This window comes from Rheinheimera hassiensis, assembly GCF_022436675.1.
GTDB classification, from domain to species: Bacteria; Pseudomonadota; Gammaproteobacteria; order Enterobacterales; family Alteromonadaceae; genus Alishewanella; species Alishewanella hassiensis.
This window is the reverse complement of sequence record NZ_JAKUJZ010000007.1, coordinates 372301-389025: the sequence shown is the minus strand read 5'-3', so window position 1 is coordinate 389025 and position 16725 is coordinate 372301. Positions and strand designations below refer to the sequence as shown.

The following is a 16725-nucleotide window of genomic DNA, read 5'->3' as shown; positions in this document are numbered from 1 at the left end:
TCGCTATGCGAGAGTAGTTCACCGCCAGGCTCCCAATTAAGTAAATAAGCCTCACGCGAAAGCGTGGGGCTTTTTGCATTTACCGGCCTAAAAAACTGTCCCAATCTTTCCAAACCGGCTGCAGGCCTTGTTCAATTAAAGCTTTAGCGACCTGCTGCGGAGAACGGTTATCGTCTATGCTAAATTGCTCAAGGTTTTCCGGTTCTACGCTGTAACCCCCCGGTTGGGTTTTGGAACCTGCGCTGACACTGGTGATCGCCAGTGGCACGACATGTTGGCGAAACTCAGCAGACTCGCGTGTAGACAGGCTGATTTCAAGCTCGGGTGCAAACAAGCGGAAAGCGCAAATCAGCTGGATCAATTCTTTATCGCTGATTGGATTTGTTACCTCGTTACCACCACTGCAAGGGCGTATTCTGGGTACGGATAAGCTAAAGCGGCATTGCCAGTACTGTTTTTGCAAATATTGCAGATGCTTCGCCAGCAAGATGGCATCGGTACGCCAATTGCTAAGACCGAGCAAAATGCCCAAGCCGATTTTATCGATACCTGCGAGGCCCACTCTGTCCGGTGCATCCAGCCGCCAATGGATATCACTTTTCTTACCTTTTAAATGATATTGCTGATACGCCGCCGCATTATAAGTTTCCTGATACAGCATTACCGCATCTACGCCAAGGCTTTTCAGCCTGGCATATTCTGCGGTGGTTAGTGGCTGCACTTCTAACTGTACACTGCTGAAGTAATGCCGGATCATTGGCAGCACATCGCAAAAATAGTCGATACCAACCTTGCGCTCATGCTCACCGGTTACCAGCAGCACCTGATCTATACCCAAGGCTTTAATGGCCCGGCATTCCTGTTCTATCTCGGCAGAGTTTAAGGTGCGCCGTTTTACTTTTTGGCTTAACGAAAAGCCGCAGTAGGTGCATTCGTTAGCGCAAAGGTTGGATAGATACAAAGGCGCATAAAATTGTACGCTGTGGCCAAACCTTTGTCGGGTCAGCTGCTGTGCTTTGGCTACCAGCACCGGCAATAAAGGTAAAGCAGCCGGAGACAGCAGAGCCTGTAAATCACTGAGTGTTAAACGTGGTTTATGTAGCGCCGTTTGCACCTGAGCCGTTGAAAAGTTGCGGCTTTGCAGCTGTAATTCTTGCCAGCTTTGTTGCTGCCAATGTGCGCTAAAGCTCATAGTATCGCCAGAAAATCAGTCAGCGGGCTTGACGCTGCAGCATGCGGCTGTGCTGCTGCTAAACCGGCGTTATAAGCGGTGCGGCCGGCGTTTACAGCTTGCGCAAAGGCGGAGGCCATACCAACTGGATCCTGACTTGTGGCGATAGCGGTATTCACCAGCACTGCCGACGCGCCCAGCTCCATTGCAGCGGCAGCATGTGATGGGGCGCCAAGCCCGGCGTCGATAATAACCGGTACTGTGGCTTGCTCGATAATAACTTCCAGCATAGCGCGCGTTTGTAAGCCCTGATTTGAACCTATAGCTGCACCCAGCGGCATTACCGCGGCACAGCCGGCTTGCTCCAGCCGTTTACACAGCACCGGGTCTGCACTGCAGTAGGGAAGTACGACAAAACCTAATTTAACCAGTTGCTCTGCCGCAAGTAAGGTTTCGATGGGGTCCGGCATTAAATAGCGTGGATCAGGGTGGATCTCCAGTTTCAGCCAGTTGGTCTGCAGTGCTTCACGTGCCAGCTCTGCAGCAAAAATAGCTTCTTTAGCCGTTTTTGCACCTGAGGTATTAGGCAGCAGTTGAATATTCATTTCACGCAGTGGGCTGAGTAAATCATCTCGTGGCTGATCCAACTGCAGGCGCTTAAGTGCCAGGGTAACCAACTGACAACCGCTGGCTTGTATTGCTTGCTGCATAAGGTTGGGGTTAGCAAATTTACCACTGCCCAACAGTAGTCGGCTGCTAAAGCTTTTGTTAGCTATGTGAAGCATGGTCAACCTCCGGTTACTATCTGAAACAGTTGCACCTGAGCATTATTTTGCAACTGATGTTTGCTCCAGTGTTGTTTAGCAATGACGACATTATTTATTGCCACTGCCAGGCCTTCAGTTTTTAGCTGTTGCTGCTGCAAAAGCTCCGCTACTGTGCAATGCGTGGCAAGCTGAAGGGGTGTGTTGTTAAGCATGATGTGCATAATATTGCTCCACGCGATGTTTAAGCAGTAAAAATGCCTGCTCCGCTTCAGCTTGTGCCGTGATAGCAGACACAACGGCAACACCGGAGACACCGCATTGCAATACAGCCTCAAGTCGTTGTGTATTAATACCGCCAATAGCGACAGTTGGAATATCGTCGCACAGCGCGGCATAATATTTCAGGCGTGTTAAACCTTGCGGCTGTGATGGCATCTGTTTAGTTCGTGTAGCAAAGATATGCCCCAGCGCAATGTAAGAAGGGCGCAATTGAGATGCCCGCAGCAGTTCTGCGTAGCTATGGGTTGAGATACCAAGACGTAAACCCGCTGCTGCTATTGCATTAAGATCAGCCAGTGCTAAATCTTCCTGTCCAAGGTGGACACCATAAGCGCCATATTTAATGGCCAGTTGCCAGTGATCATTGATAAATAGTCGTAGTTTATAATCACGGCTAAGCAACACTGCTTCTGCTATCTGCAGTTCAATCTCGTCCGGTGAACCTTGTTTTAGGCGTAACTGAATAACATCGGGTTCAAGTGGCAGCAAACGCTTTAACCACTGCACACTATTAATCACCGGATAAAAGCCGATAGGTGTATTGATGCCGGCAAAGCTCAGCGCAGCATACTGTGTATCCTGGGGTAGTTTTAACTGCGGGAAATAGCAACGCTTTGTTGGCCAGCTATGATGTTGCAGACAACCTGCACCTCTGCCAGTGGCGTAGCTGTGGTTCAAAGCCTGTTGCAAATAAGCACGGGCAACGATGATGCTATCAGCAAGTTCATAGCCAAAAGCGTATGCCGCAGCGATAGCGCTGGACAAAACACAGCCGGTGCCATGGTTATGCAGTGTATTCAGCCGGGGCTGTTGCAAGCTAAAGTATTGTTCCGGGCTGAAGTAATGGTCGGTTACCGAGTCTGTATCTGCAGAGTGACCGCCTTTAACTAATACGGCTTTTACACCCCACTGCAACAATCGATTTGCTTGTTCATTGCTGTCTGCGAGGGGCATGTTACTGAGTAATGCCAGTTCCGGCAGGTTTGGCGTGATAAGGTCAATTAGTGGCAGTAGTCGTTGCCGCCAGATGCTCACGGTGCTTTGGCTGATAAAGTTATAACCGCTACTGCTACTTAACACCGGATCGGCTATAACCAGAAACTGATGTTCAGCTTTGTACTGCACCAGCCAGATTGCTAATTGTTCCAACAAGCCTGCATCAGGAATAAGGCCGATTTTAATCACTTTGGGTGACATATCCTGCAACAAACAATTGAGCTGAGTGATAAACAGCGTTGGGCTGACTGTTTCATAGCCGACGACTTCAGTACTGTTTTGTGCTGTCACGGCAGCAATAACAGTGCAGCCATGACAACCCAGAGCGCTAAAGGTATGCAGATCAGCCTGTATACCGGCGCCGCCACCACTGTCTGAGCTGGCAATAGTCCAGACGATGGGTTTAGGGAGTGTCTCAAGCATCGGTTGCGGCCTCTTGCTGCTGAATTTGCTGATTAAGCCGCATAGAGCAAAACTTGGGGCCGCACATGGAACAAAATGGCTCGGCATCGGCGCCTTCATGGCTTAACGTTTCATCGTGGTAGGCTTTAGCGGTAAACGGGTCCAATGCCAGGTTGTACTGATCTTGCCAGCGAAACTCGTAGCGGGCTTTAGACAACGCATTGTCTCTTTGTTGCGCTGCCGGATGGCCCTTGGCCAGATCTGCGGCATGGGCGGCAATGTTGTATGCAATAAGGCCTTGTTTTACATCTTCTTTATTTGGCAGGCCTAAATGCTCTTTCGGAGTGACATAACACAGCATGGCACAGCCAAACCAACCAATCATCGCAGCACCGATACCGGAGGTAATATGATCATAGCCCGGTGCAATATCGGTGGTGAGGGGCCCCAGCGTATAAAATGGTGCTTCATGGCAGTGTTTTAGCTGTTCAGTCATATTTTCCTGAATCAGCTGCATTGGCACATGCCCCGGGCCTTCAATCATTACCTGCACATCATAGCGCCAGGCAATTTTAGTCAGCTCACCTAAGGTACGCAGCTCGGCAAATTGCGCTTCGTCATTGGCGTCGGCAATACTGCCCGGGCGCAAGCCGTCACCCAGGGAGAGTGAAATATCGTAGGCAGCACAAAGCTGACAAATCTGTTCAAAATGCTGATATAAAAAGCTTTCCTGGTTATATAGCCTGGTCCACTGCGCCATAATAGCGCCGCCACGTGAGACGATACCTGTCACGCGGTTAGCGGTTAAGGCCACATAGTCTTTTAATACACCAGCATGAATAGTGAAGTAATCGACACCTTGTTCGGCTTGCTCAACCAGGGTGTCATAAAATACCTGCCAGTTCAGCTGGCTAACATCGCCTTTAACTTTCTCCAGCGCCTGATAAATCGGTACAGTACCAATCGGTACCGGGCTGTTACGTAAGATCCAATCCCGTGTTTGATGAATACGCCGGCCGGTGGATAAATCCATCACCGTATCAGCGCCCCAACGGGTGGCCCACACCAGCTTTTCCACTTCTTCTTCAATACTGGAGCTGACCGAAGAGTTGCCAATATTGGCATTTACTTTTACTTTAAAATTACGGCCGATAATCATCGGCTCCGCTTCCGGGTGATTAATATTGGCCGGAATAATGGCGCGCCCAGCTGCAACTTCCTGTCGCACAAACTCTGCGGTGATTTGTTTGGGTATAGCAGCACCAAAGCTTTCGCCCTGATGGCTTCTGATGCCATCATCACTAGCCGCCATATTTTCTCTAAGCGCAATAAAATACATCTCCGGCGTAATAATACCGGCCCGGGCATAGTGTAATTGGGTTACCGTTTTACCGGCCTTGGCTCGCAGTGGCTGATGCTCAAACTCGGTGATCTGCTCATCCAGGGTAATATCAGCAAAGGGTGGTAGCGGCGAGGGCGTAACATCGGCGCGTGCGGTAATCCAGTTAAGGCGTAATTTAGGCAGGCCTTTGAGCACATCTAACTGCTGTGCCGGGTCACCATAAGGGCCGGAGGTGTCATACACCGGTAGGCTGCGGTTAGGCTGCTCACTGCCATCGGCTAAGCGGCTGGGGCTAAGATGAATATCCCGCACCGGTACTTGCACGCCGCTTTGTTCGCACAACAGATAACGGCGGCTGGAACCCGGGAAAGTTTCACCCTGCAGCGCCTGAATATAGGCGCGCGCATGGGCACGTAAATCACGGTTGGATAATGTTGGTACAGACATAGCAAACTCCGGTTAACAGGTTGAGGTTGCTTGTCCGGAGTGGGGGCAGGTGATAACAGGTGGCAAAACCGCCAGGCGGATTACTACTGTGTTATATGCTGTATTTCCCCTTGTTTCCCTTCGCAGGTATTAGCCTGATCAGGTTCAACGGATCCCGTTTTCACGGTCTCAGCCCGCTGTAAATAGCTGGGCACTCCGACAAGATGGTGCTAAGTATTCACTTATTGCTAACGAAATTCAATAGTGATGTGTAAAAGCTTGAGCCGTTAACACCCGTTGTGCTCGCCACAGCAACTCGCTCACGATGCTCGCTCAGACACTCTGTGACTGCGCAAACGGGGTTAGCGGCTTCGCTTTGCGCAGCAAAAAAGCAGTGTTATAAACTCTGAACATACAAATACAGCGACTTTAGAATTTTCATCTTCTGCTCATCACTGGCATGCTCATGCGCCAGATTTTCTAGCACCAGACTAAAATCTTCCATTGTCAGGTTAGGGTTATCCACGCCATGCATTAGCTTATCGGTGCGGTAGCGCTGCCACTTCTGTTGTTCGCTGTCGGTCAGGCTGGCCGGATAATTACGTGCGCGGTATAAAAATAGCAGGTTGTTTAGGCGCTCATCGGAAAATACCGGGGCGTTAACGGCCAACTGCTCCGGTGGTAACTGATGCAGTTGCTGCATTTTTTGCTTATCGCCATCACTTATAAAGCCGCTATATAACTGATAATCTGGGTTGGTTTCTGCCGGAAACTCATTTAACTGCTGATACAGCTCTATCGCTTTAGCTTGCGTGGCACGATGTTGGCGCAAAAAGTCTAAATGTTTAAGACACTCTGCACGGTCGATGTCAAATGCGGCTGCGCGCTCTTCGCTCAGCGTTTTGGCCGGTGCTAACACAGGGCATTTATTCAGATGAATAAGCTTTAAACCCAGCCGCTGTTCGCCGTCAGCCAGATCTGCCGTTTTGGTGTACAGCTTTTGCTGTAAGGTGGCAATATCGTCTTCAAGTAACGGTGTTGGATCAGCCTGCAGGTTATAGCAAATCACAGCATTTTTATTGGTCGGATGAAACGCCAGCGGCACTATCCAACTGACACAACCCTGAGTGGCGGGAAACTTAGACGACACATGCACCAGTGGCGTCATGCCTGCGACATCAATTAATTCGGCCAATTTGGCTTTTTTGCGCAGCTCAAATAAATAACCAAACAGCTTGGGCTGTTTTTCTTTTATCAGTTTTGCCATAGCAATGGTAGCGTACACATCGGATAACGCATCGTGAGCATTTTCATGAGCTAAGCCATTAGCCCGCGTTAACTCTTCCAGCTTAAAGCTTGGGCTGCCATCCTCGCGTACAGGCCAGTTTATACCTTCCGGGCGTAAGGCGTAGCAAGCGCGTACCATGTCAATAAGGTCCCAGCGGCTGTTGCCGTTTTGCCATTCGCGGCCATAGGGCTCATAGAAATTGCGGTACAGGCTGTATCGGGTTACTTCGTCGTCAAAGCGCAGGTTGTTATAGCCCAGCACACAGGTATTGGGTGTGCTGAAACGTTGCAAAATACGCTGCATAAACTCAGTTTCGGCCAAGCCTTTTTTGTTACACAGTTGCGGCGTCAGGCCGGTGATTAATGCCGCTTGCGGGTGTGGCAGGTAATCGTTTGCCAGTTGGCAATACCAGACATCGGGCTCACCAATAATATTCAGCTCAAGATCAGTGCGAATACCGGCAAACTGAGCAGGGCGGTCGCGCTTGGGATCAGCCCCCCAGGTTTCGTAGTCGTGGAAATAAAAAGACAAGGGTTCGGACATAATTCAATACTTTAAATTGGCTTGGGATGGCAACAAAAAAACCGATCATAACATCAGAGCAGGCTTATCGCGTTACTTATCATCATCCATTAAACTTTCCAGTGCAGAACCCGGATCTTCTTCACCACAAACAGAGCCGTCATCAGGGCAGGCTGCTTCTGCATCCCGGTGCGATAAGGGCTTGTGTCGTTTGGGCTGATCAACTGGTGGGCGGTTCTGAGATTTAGTCTCGGCAGAAAGCGTCATACGGTTATTTTACCTTAGCTAAAAGTTAATTAAGTATAGGCAACAGCCTCAGCTATGCAACGCTGGTTTACGCTGAGGCTACCAGCTTAATCGTTTTCAGCCAGATAACGCCTGGGTAAAATCCTGTGCCGGCCTCGGTGGTGACACCAGATAACCCTGGCCTTTATCACAGCCTGCGTGCAGCAGAAAATCCAGCTGTTGCTGATGTTCAATGCCTTCGGCAATTACATCGAGCCCTAAGGCTTTACCCATAGCAATAATGGCGCTGACAATTTGGCAGGCGCTGATATTGTCTGGCAAATCCTGCACGAAGCTCTGATCAATTTTTAACGTATCTATTGGCAGACGGCGCAGGTATGACAGTGAGGAATAGCCGGTGCCAAAGTCGTCGATAGATAATTTAAACCCCAGGGCTTTAAGTTGGATCAGTTGATACAGCGTTTGCTCTGCCTGCTCCGGGATCAGGCAACTTTCGGTCAGTTCAAGTTCAATCAGCTGTGGTGCTATATCTGCCAGTTGCACTATCCGGCGCAGCCTGGTAACAAACTCAGCATCTGCCAGTTGCAGGGCTGAGATATTCACTGATACAGGAATAGCCAGCTGTTGCCATTGTTGCAGTTGCAGGCATACCCGTTGCAATACCTGCTCGCCCAACGCGGCAATTAAGCCAAGTTTTTCTGCCAGCGGGATAAACAACACCGGCGATACCGTGCCAAGCTCACTGTGTTGCCAGCGAACTAAGGCTTCAAACCCCACTAGCTGTTTGGTTGCCAGTTCAAATTTGGGCTGATAATGCACATCCAGTTGCTGCAACCGCAGGGCCTCGCGCAGTGCTTGTTCCAGCTTTAATTCATCGGCATTTTGCTGCCCGGCGCTGGCCTGATAAAAACAATACTGGTTACGGCCACCACTTTTGGCCTGATACATAGCTACGTCGGCATGTTTTACCAGTTGTTCTGCCGTGCTGCCATCTTGTGGATACACTGCAATGCCGATGCTGGTGGTAAGAAAAAACTCCTGGCCAAGTAAACGCACCGGTTTTTCTATTTGGGAGATCATGCGTTTTGCCAGGTACTCGACTGTTGAACCATCTGTTACCTCGGGTAGCAAGACCGTAAATTCGTCGCCGCCAAGCCTGGCAACCGATTCGCCTTCGCGCACGGTAGCGCTGATCCGGCTGGCCACTTCTTTTAATGCCTGATCACCCGCCTGATGGCCCAGCGTGTCATTAATACGTTTAAATAAATCCAGATCCAAAAACAGTACCGCGAGTTTATGCTTATGCCGGTGCGCGTTAGCTAAACTGAGCTGCAGCCGGTCAAGAAACATGCGCCGGTTAGCCAGGCCGGTTAACTCATCAATATAAGCCAGCTGGTGGATTTTCTGCTCTTGCTGTTTGCGCTCGGTAATATCGCTGAAAATAGCGGCAAACTGGCTTATTTGCTGCTCTTCATTACGAATAGCGGTAATGGTAAGCCACTGCGGATATTGCTCACCGTTTTTGCGTTTGTTCCAGATCTCGCCTTGCCAGCGCCCTTGTTGTAATAACACCTGCCACATACTGCGATAAAAGTCAGGCTGGTGCCTGCCAGAGCTTAATAAGCGCGGGCTGTTGCCAATAACATCCTGCATGCTATAGCCGGTGATATGACAAAAACTGGGATTTACTGACTGAATAATACCGTCTTTGTCAGTGATCATTATGCCATCTAACGAGGCATCAATAACCTTATGCGCCAGCCGCAAATAATCGGCAGAGGTGCGCAGCGCCACATCGCGCGCCAGCAGCGCGGTTCTGAGCTGGTCAACATAGGCGTATTCAACGTTACGCAAAATGTCGTTAAAAGATAATAAGCCAATCAGCAGGTTATCGTTGTGCACTGCAATATGCCGCAGTTGATTGTCTGTCAGCAGTTTTACGGCCTGCAATAGTGTGGCCGTAGAGGCTATGCTCAGCAACGGTGTTGTTGCCAGCTCTCCGACTGTCAGGCAGTTGCTATGCTGCGCCAGAAAATGGATCAGATCCTGTTCAGTAACAATGCCGTTGCGGCCATCGTTAAACTGTACAATAGCGGCTTCGGTATTAAGCTGTTGCATTTGCTTTACTGCTTGGGCCAGCGGCATAGCTGCATTTAAATGCAAGGGCGCTGCAGTAATACAGGAGCTGACATCACGAAATTGCAGATAAAATTCAATTTTTTGCTGCCGGACAATATCGCTTTGTGTTAGCAGGCCAACCGCGTCGCCGTGTTTATTCACCACCAATAAGCGGCGGATGCCATGCTGCAGCATAGTGCTGGCAGCGCTGCTAAGCCTGCTGCTATCGGTAACACTGCGCACTGGCGAGCTCATCACTTGTGTCAGTGGCGTATCGGCTGCTTCCGGGCGGCTGAAATCCAGTTTCCGGGCATCGGCTGCTGTCCAGATACCACACACTTTGCCGTTGTGCGCAGCGGTGATCAAAATACAGCTGATAGCATGCTGGCGCATCAGCTTGGCTGCTTCGCGCACAGTTTGCGTATTGTTACAGCAAACGGGCTTTTTAAGCAGGACAGAAGCAATTATCGGATCGTTATCCTGATCTTTGGCGTGTGACACAACAGACATAGAGCAACCTGCAAAGTATGGCGGACAAAGCCGGTACTTTATCGTGATTGCCGCTAAGCAGTATTGCGTCAGATCAAGCCGGTGATTTTAAAATTTCTGGTTAAGGTACAGGTTGGCACAGCTGGCGTAACACGGCCAGTGACGCAGACGTCTGATTTTTTCCGTAGGCCAGCCCCAGTTGTCGTTCCAGTTTAAGTTGGGCGATAGGGCGCAGCACTATATCCTGGCGTTGTAGCAAGGTGTCAAAGTTTGGTACTAAAGCACAGCCGACACCGGCTGAAACCAGGCCCAGTGCATACTCAATGGTTTGAATATCCGCACGCACATCGGCTTTTATGCCGCGGCGCACCAGCTCGGGATACAGCGTGTTCCAGGCATCGCACGGGGTGCGTTTTATCAGCGGCAGTTGTTCAAAATCAGCCAAATGCACTTCAGCCTGTAAGCTAAGCGGTGTACCGGGCGGCATCGCCAATAAATAGCTGTCATGCCAGAACGGCTGAAATGCTTCACCGGCTTTTAACAGCTGTGGGGTAATGATGCGGGCATCACAGTGCTCATCAGGCTCTACCAAATGCAATTCCAGCCCCTGCACATTGTTGCTGAATTCACGCAATAGCTGGCTCATCCGCTCTACACCTAACGCACGAATTAAACCAAGGCGGAATTTTACCCGTGCCACCGGTTGGCTGAATGACGCTTTAAGCGACTGCAGCTGACTTAGCAGGCGTCCGGCATGGCCATACAGTTTTTCACCATCTTCGGTTGGTGTTACCCCTTTAGGTAACCGGACAAACAGTGTAACCCCCAGCTCTTGTTCCAGTTGACGCAGCGCGGCAGAAAGCGAGGGCTGTGCCACGCAGCACAGGCGGGCTGCGGCGCTGACACTTCCTTGTTCGTACACGGCAACAAAGTAACTGAGCTGGCGAATATCCATAGTTTTAAACTATACCTGATACAGAATTATTATATTTTAACTCTATATCAAAGCAGGCTAATCTGGCCATAACAAAAATTATTTCGCTGGTTTTATTGAGGAATTTGCTATGACACGTGCACATTTTGACTGGCAGGACCCGTTTGCGCTCTCTGCCATGCTAACCGAAGAAGAACGGATGATCCGCGACAGTGCGCAGCAGTATTGTCAGGACAGATTGCAGCCACGCGTGCTGATAGCCAACCGGGAAGAGCATTTTCACCGTGAAATTATGACCGAACTGGGTGAACTGGGCTTACTTGGCGCCACCTTACCGGAAAAATACGGCTGCTCTGCCGTCAATTATGTCTGTTATGGCCTGGTGGCGCGTGAAGTAGAGCGGGTAGACAGTGGTTATCGCAGTGCGATGAGTGTGCAATCTTCTCTGGTAATGCACCCCATCCACGAGTACGGCACAGAAGCGCAGCGGATGAAATATTTGCCCAAGCTGGCCAGCGGCGAATGGGTAGGCTGCTTTGGTTTAACTGAGCCGGATGCAGGTTCCGACCCGGCCGGCATGCGTACTACCGCGAAAAAGACCGCCGGCGGTTATGTATTAAACGGCAGCAAGATGTGGATCACTAATTCGCCGATTGCTGATGTGTTTGTGGTGTGGGCCAAACTGGATGGTGATATTCGTGGCTTTGTGCTGGAAAAGGGCATGAAAGGTTTAACCGCGCCGAAAATTGAAGGCAAGTTCTCACTGCGTGCCTCTGTTACCGGCGAAATTGTGATGGATAACGTTGAGGTGCCTGAAGATGCGCTGCTGCCTGATGTCAGCGGTTTAAAAGGGCCCTTTGGCTGCTTAAACAAAGCCCGTTATGGTATTGCCTGGGGGGCATTGGGCGCCGCAGAGTTTTGCTGGCATGCGGCAAGGCAGTATACGCTGGACCGTCATCAGTTTGGCCGGCCGCTGGCAGCCAATCAGCTTATTCAGAAAAAACTGGCTGATATGCAAACTGAAATCAGCATTGGCTTACTGGCCTGCTTACAAGCCGGGCGCCTGATGGATCAGAATTTACTGGCGCCGGAGACAATCTCGCTGATTAAACGTAACTCCTGCGGCAAGGCGCTGGACATAGCCCGCATGGCGCGCGACATGCACGGTGGCAACGGTATTGCCGATGAGTACCATGTAATTCGCCATGTGATGAACCTGGAGGCGGTAAATACCTACGAAGGCACCCACGATGTGCATGCACTGATTTTAGGCCGCGCGCAAACCGGCTTACAGGCATTTAGCGGCTAACAAGCCTGACATTTTACTGAAGCGGAGTAAGCCTTATGTCAGAAGCCGTGCATCCCTGGGTTAATGAATACCGTCAAAGATTAAGTAGCGGCAAATTGCCTGTACACAGCAGCCGCCACAGTATTGAATTTTCTACCCTGTATCAGCTATGGCACAGCCAGCTGTGCAGCCGGTTGCTGGACTTACAATCACGCTTGTTGCAAGCCAAAGGCCAGAGTTTTTATACCATTGGCAGTGCCGGCCACGAGGGTAACGCAGCGGTTGCTGCAGCGTTACGTGTTACCGATCCGGCGTTTTTGCACTACCGCAGCGGTGCCTTTTTTATCGAACGTAGTAAGCAATTACCGGGCAGTACGCCGCTATACGATATGCTGCTGTCATTTTGCGCCAGCAGTGAAGACCCGATCTCAGGCGGCCGGCATAAGGTACTGGGCAGCCTGGCACTGAACATTCCCCCGCAAACCAGTACCATAGCGTCACAATTGCCTAAAGCTGTAGGTGCTGCTTTTGCAATAGACTTAACCCGGCGGTTGGGATTAAACGGCCAGTGGCCACAGGGTGCTATAGCGCTGTGCAGTTTCGGGGATGCCTCGGCAAACCATTCTACGGCGCAGGGGGCAATTAATTCAGCCTGCTGGGCTGCTTATCAGCAAGTGCCGTTGCCGGTGCTGTTTTTGTGTGAAGATAACGGCCTGGGTATTTCTACGCCGACACCCAGCGGTTGGATAGAGCAGGATTTAGCCGACAGACCGGCACTGAAGTATTTTGCCGCCGATAGCCGCGATTTAGCCCAAACTTACGCCATAGCTAAACGTGCAGCCGACTATGTACGCAGTAAACGTAAACCGGCAGTGCTGCACTTATCCACCGTGCGGCTGTTTGGCCATGCCGGTGCCGATGCAGAAGCGGCATACAGAAGCAAAGCACAAATTGATGCAGAGCTGGAGCTTGATCCTTTGCTTAGCAGCACAGCCGCGCTGCTGGCCAGCGGGGATATTACTGCAGAGCAATTATTGATACAGCTGGACAGGCTGGTTGCGCAAATTGCCCGCGTTGCTACAGTTGCCAGCAGCCGGCCTAAACTGACAACTGCAACACAGGTGATGGCATCCATTGCGCCAGTGCGGCAGGCCCTGCCTGTACCTGCACTACCAGTTGCTGAAGCGCGACAGCAATTATTTGCTTTCGACCAACATAACACCGGTAAAAAGCAACATCTGGCCAAGTTATTAAACTGGGCGCTGCATGATGTGCTGGCGCAGTATACTAATACCGTGGTATTTGGCGAAGATGTCGGTAAAAAGGGTGGAGTTTACGGCGTAACCCAGCATTTGGTGCATGCCTTTGGCAGTAACCGCGTCATTAATACGTTGCTGGATGAGCAAAGTATTTTGGGTATGGCCATTGGCCTGGCGCAACAGGGCTTTATCGCTATTCCGGAAATTCAATTTCTGGCTTATGTACACAACGCGGAAGATCAAATCCGCGGCGAAGCCGCCACCTTGCCGTTTTTCTCTAACGGCCAGTACCACAATGCAATGGTAATACGTATTGCCGGCCTGGCTTATCAGCGCGGTTTTGGCGGCCATTTTCATAACGACAACTCCTTTGCTGTATTTCGCGATATTCCCGGCGTTATTTTATTGTGTCCGTCTAATGGCCAAGATGCTGCCTTGTTGCTTCGTCAGGCGGTGCAGCTGGCGCATCAGCAAAAGCGCCTGGTAATATTGCTTGAGCCCATAGCGCTGTATATGACGCGTGATTTAATCACCGCCGGTGATGGCTTATGGCTTAGTGATTATCCGGCGCCGGATACGCCTTTACCCGACTTGGGCGAACCGGCAGTATTTGGTGATGGCGAGCAGCTGGCTATTATCAGCTATGGTAATGGCTATTATTTAAGCCGCCAGGCAGAGCTGGCATTAAATGACCGTGGTATACGGTTACGCGTACTGGATCTGCGCACCCTGGTGCCACTGCATATAGATTTAATTATCAAAGCATTAGCAGGTTGCAGCAAAGTGCTGATTGTAGATGAGTGCCGCCGTCGGGGTTCACTTAGTGAAGAGCTGTTTACTGCGCTGCATGAAGCCAAACCGGGTTATTTTCATCTTAGCCGCTTGTGTGCACAAGACAGCTTTATCCCATTGGGGGCGGCAGCTTATGCGGTGTTGCCATCGGTGCAGCAAATTATTGACCAGGCATTTCAGTTACTGGGTGAAACCACGGCGGAGGTAGTGTGATGAAAAAAACAGCCTTAGTGGTATGCCCGGGACGCGGTACTTACAACAAAGCAGAGTTGGGCTATATCAGCAATAACTCTACTGATCAGGCGTTGCTGGCGCAGGTTGATGCGGTGCGCTCTGCTGCCGGTCTAGCGAGCGTAAGCGAATTGGATCAACAGGCGGTATTTAGCCGCAGCACGCATTTAAAAGCCGAAAACGCTGCTGCGCTGATTTTTGCCGCCGGAGTGGCGGATTATCGTAGCATTAACTCAGAGCAGTTTGAGGTGGTGGCTGTTACCGGTAATTCTATGGGCTGGTATACGGCGCTTGGCTGCGCCGGTGTACTGACTCCTGCAAGCGGTATGCAACTGGTAACCGATATGGCGCAATTAACAGCAGATGGTGCCGGTGCGCAATTTATTTACCCGGTTATTGATGACAACTGGCAACCAGATATAAACCGCATTGCGTTAGTGCAGCAGCAACTGGCTATTCACAGCAGTGAGTTGTTTATGTCAATTGTGTATGGCGGTTATGCGGTAATAGCTGGCAGTGAACAGGCAGTAAAAGCTGCAATGGCGGCACTACCGCCTTGTGATGAGCGTTTTCCAATGTTATTGGCAGGCCATGCCGCTTTTCATACCGCCTTTATGCAGGGAGCATCGGAAAAAGCGCTGTCGCTGTGGCCAGCAGCGAGGTTTAATCAGCCGCATTTACCGTTAATCGATGGCCGCGGCCAGATATGGCCTAATTTCGGTAGCGATTTAGCCGCACTGCAGCGTTATACGCTGCAACATCAGGTGTGTCAGACCTACGATTTTAGTAAGGCGCTGCAGGTGGCAGTGAAAGAGTTTGCGCCACAGCATATTATTCTATTGGGCCCCGGCGCCAGCTTAGGTGGGGCCGTTGCGCAAAGCCTGATTGAGATTAACTGGCAGGGGCTTAGCTCAAAGCAGGATTTTATAGCCGCTCAGCAAAGCGAACACCCTTACGTGTTAAGCATGGGTATAGCCGAACAGCGCTTATTGCTTGGCTAGTTTTTTGCTAATAAGTATTGCTAAGCTGATTTAATACCGCCAGTTTATGCCGGTAGCGCTGCTGATCATAAGCCGAAGGGGCATTGTGTGTTGCTTTTAGCATATAACTGGCTGCCTGCTGGTTGTTTTGTATGCGGTAGTAACTTCTGGCCAAACCAAAGTAGGCTTCATGGTTCTTGTCATCCAGCGCCACGGCTTTTTCATAGTGGCTAATGGCAGTGTCGTAACTTTGGCCTCTATACGCTTCGTTTCCCAACATCAGATGGTAGTATGGATTAGTGCGCCGTCTAGCCATAACACGTTTTTCCAGCGGCTCAGCTTTGGCTATTTCACCGCGCTGGCGGTGCAAATAAGCCAGATTTGCCAGTGTATTGGTGGAGCTTGGATCCAGCGTTAAGCTTTGTTGGTAACTGCGCTCGGCCAAATTGTGCATTTGGTTGGTGCGGTACAATATGCCAAGGTTTGACCAGCTTGGTGCATAATAAGCATCCGTTTCAATAGCCGCCTGATAGTAACGATAGGCTTGGGCATCATTACCACTGGCAAAAGCCACAGCCGCTTTATTGTTATAAAACATAGCAACAATGCGATTTACACTAATAGCATGTTCCGGAAATTGTTGCTTCAGGCTGTACGGATCAAAATCAACTACTATATCTTTTGCCAATAACACAAAGCCCGGTGCTCCCCTCAGGGCTCTGCCGTGTTGCAGGCGCAGGTTAACATGGCCATTAAGCCAGGTTTGGCTGAGCTCACTGGTCCAGTATTCGGGGATCTGCACATCCTGAAACACTGCCGTCATGCCGAGCTCTTTTGCCATACTGTAGGCCAGTATCGACAAACTCAGGCAGTTAGCACGGCCGGCCGCGACCGTTTCACTGGCCGTTTTGGTGGCGGCGTTGTCATAAAGTAAGCCATCCTGAGCGTAAGACAAAATTAGCTTCAGTACACTGGTGGTGCGCTCTTCAATTGAATCAGTAGAGCTAATCAGCCGTAACAGCTCAAAGCGGGTGTGTTGCGGTAACGCAAAAATTTGCTCTGCTGTTTCAGGCTCAGTCACTTCACCTTTTAGTGCTGGTGCCACCAGCAGTTGCTCTGGTGGAAATAACATAACAGGCGCAGTGGACTGACAGCCACTTAACAGTACTATTATTATTGCGATTGGGTATATCCA

The 16725-nt window shown here is 50.4% G+C and carries 12 protein-coding genes, 1 pseudogene and 1 riboswitch; of the genes and pseudogenes, 3 read left to right on the top strand and 10 right to left on the bottom strand.

The annotated features are described in order from the left end of the window. Window positions 1-79 precede the first annotated feature (79 nt). The 9 genes and pseudogenes from thiH to MJX74_RS17125 form a co-directional block, all read right to left on the bottom strand. Entirely contained in the window at window positions 80-1192 is a 1113-nt protein-coding gene (gene thiH / locus MJX74_RS17165) for a 2-iminoacetate synthase ThiH (RefSeq protein WP_240224251.1), read from the bottom strand. Next, on the bottom strand, window positions 1189-1956 hold the full coding sequence (locus MJX74_RS17160; RefSeq protein ID WP_240224250.1) for a thiazole synthase: 768 nt from the start codon (window positions 1954-1956) through the stop codon (window positions 1189-1191). The genes thiH and MJX74_RS17160 overlap by 4 nt, the downstream gene beginning before the upstream one ends. A 2-nt stretch (window positions 1957-1958) precedes the next feature. Beyond that, a complete protein-coding gene (gene thiS / locus MJX74_RS17155; protein ID WP_240224249.1) occupies window positions 1959-2159 on the bottom strand; it encodes a sulfur carrier protein ThiS in 201 nt (66 codons plus the stop codon). After that, the gene (thiE, locus tag MJX74_RS17150; RefSeq protein WP_240224248.1) at window positions 2143-3636 is read right to left on the bottom strand and encodes a thiamine phosphate synthase; all 1494 of its coding nucleotides are present in this window, start codon (window positions 3634-3636) and stop codon (window positions 2143-2145) included. The genes thiS and thiE overlap by 17 nt, the downstream gene beginning before the upstream one ends. Before the next feature lie 16 nt (window positions 3637-3652). Next, window positions 3653-5404, bottom strand: a pseudogene (gene thiC, locus MJX74_RS17145) (phosphomethylpyrimidine synthase ThiC); the annotation flags it as partial. A gap of 97 nt (window positions 5405-5501) precedes the next feature. Beyond that, window positions 5502-5612, bottom strand: a riboswitch (TPP riboswitch). Window positions 5613-5780: 168 nt separating this feature from the next. Then, window positions 5781-7214 (bottom strand): exodeoxyribonuclease I, encoded by a 1434-nt coding sequence (gene sbcB / locus MJX74_RS17140; RefSeq protein WP_240224247.1) that lies wholly within the window; start codon window positions 7212-7214, stop codon window positions 5781-5783. 72 nt (window positions 7215-7286) lie between these two features. Next, window positions 7287-7460 (bottom strand): hypothetical protein, encoded by a 174-nt coding sequence (locus MJX74_RS17135; RefSeq protein WP_240224246.1) that lies wholly within the window; start codon window positions 7458-7460, stop codon window positions 7287-7289. A 96-nt stretch (window positions 7461-7556) separates the two neighbouring features. Next, window positions 7557-10067 (bottom strand): EAL domain-containing protein, encoded by a 2511-nt coding sequence (locus MJX74_RS17130; protein WP_240224245.1) that lies wholly within the window; start codon window positions 10065-10067, stop codon window positions 7557-7559. 100 nt (window positions 10068-10167) lie between these two features. Then, window positions 10168-11001 carry a LysR family transcriptional regulator gene (locus MJX74_RS17125; RefSeq protein WP_240224244.1) on the bottom strand — a complete coding sequence of 278 codons (834 nt, stop codon included), beginning with the start codon at window positions 10999-11001 and terminating at the stop codon, window positions 10168-10170. Between the two features lie 109 nt (window positions 11002-11110). Between MJX74_RS17125 and MJX74_RS17120 the strand changes: the two genes are divergently transcribed. From MJX74_RS17120 to MJX74_RS17110, 3 genes are read left to right on the top strand one after another with little or no spacing between them, the layout of a single operon-like run. After that, complete coding sequence (locus MJX74_RS17120) at window positions 11111-12289, top strand: acyl-CoA dehydrogenase (protein WP_240224243.1); 1179 nt, start codon at window positions 11111-11113, stop codon at window positions 12287-12289. A 35-nt stretch (window positions 12290-12324) separates the two neighbouring features. Then, window positions 12325-14532 (top strand): thiamine pyrophosphate-dependent enzyme, encoded by a 2208-nt coding sequence (locus tag MJX74_RS17115; protein ID WP_240224242.1) that lies wholly within the window; start codon window positions 12325-12327, stop codon window positions 14530-14532. Next, a complete protein-coding gene (locus MJX74_RS17110; protein ID WP_240224241.1) occupies window positions 14532-15551 on the top strand; it encodes a malonyl CoA-ACP transacylase in 1020 nt (339 codons plus the stop codon). The genes MJX74_RS17115 and MJX74_RS17110 overlap by 1 nt, the downstream gene beginning before the upstream one ends. 7 nt (window positions 15552-15558) lie before the next feature. Here the strand turns inward: MJX74_RS17110 and MJX74_RS17105 are convergent, their stop codons facing one another. Continuing rightward, the gene (locus MJX74_RS17105) at window positions 15559-16662 is read right to left on the bottom strand and encodes a tetratricopeptide repeat protein (RefSeq protein WP_240224240.1); all 1104 of its coding nucleotides are present in this window, start codon (window positions 16660-16662) and stop codon (window positions 15559-15561) included. Window positions 16663-16725: the final 63 nt, after the last annotated feature.

Excerpts from the sequence above, each read along its gene's own strand:
- MJX74_RS17125 (WP_240224244.1), bottom strand. The coding sequence starts at position 11,001 with ATGGATATTCGCCAGCTCAGTTACTTTGTTGCCGTGTACGAACAAGGA.
- MJX74_RS17105 (WP_240224240.1), bottom strand. The coding sequence starts at position 16,662 with ATGTTATTTCCACCAGAGCAACTGCTGGTGGCACCAGCACTAAAAGGT.
- MJX74_RS17135 (WP_240224246.1), bottom strand. The coding sequence starts at position 7,460 with ATGACGCTTTCTGCCGAGACTAAATCTCAGAACCGCCCACCAGTTGAT.
- MJX74_RS17110 (WP_240224241.1), top strand. The coding sequence starts at position 14,532 with ATGAAAAAAACAGCCTTAGTGGTATGCCCGGGACGCGGTACTTACAAC.
- MJX74_RS17120 (WP_240224243.1), top strand. The coding sequence starts at position 11,111 with ATGACACGTGCACATTTTGACTGGCAGGACCCGTTTGCGCTCTCTGCC.
- MJX74_RS17130 (WP_240224245.1), bottom strand. The coding sequence starts at position 10,067 with ATGTCTGTTGTGTCACACGCCAAAGATCAGGATAACGATCCGATAATT.
- thiH (WP_240224251.1), bottom strand. The coding sequence starts at position 1,192 with ATGAGCTTTAGCGCACATTGGCAGCAACAAAGCTGGCAAGAATTACAG.
- thiS (WP_240224249.1), bottom strand. The coding sequence starts at position 2,159 with ATGCACATCATGCTTAACAACACACCCCTTCAGCTTGCCACGCATTGC.
- MJX74_RS17160 (WP_240224250.1), bottom strand. The coding sequence starts at position 1,956 with ATGCTTCACATAGCTAACAAAAGCTTTAGCAGCCGACTACTGTTGGGC.
- sbcB (WP_240224247.1), bottom strand. The coding sequence starts at position 7,214 with ATGTCCGAACCCTTGTCTTTTTATTTCCACGACTACGAAACCTGGGGG.
- MJX74_RS17115 (WP_240224242.1), top strand. The coding sequence starts at position 12,325 with ATGTCAGAAGCCGTGCATCCCTGGGTTAATGAATACCGTCAAAGATTA.
- thiE (WP_240224248.1), bottom strand. The coding sequence starts at position 3,636 with ATGCTTGAGACACTCCCTAAACCCATCGTCTGGACTATTGCCAGCTCA.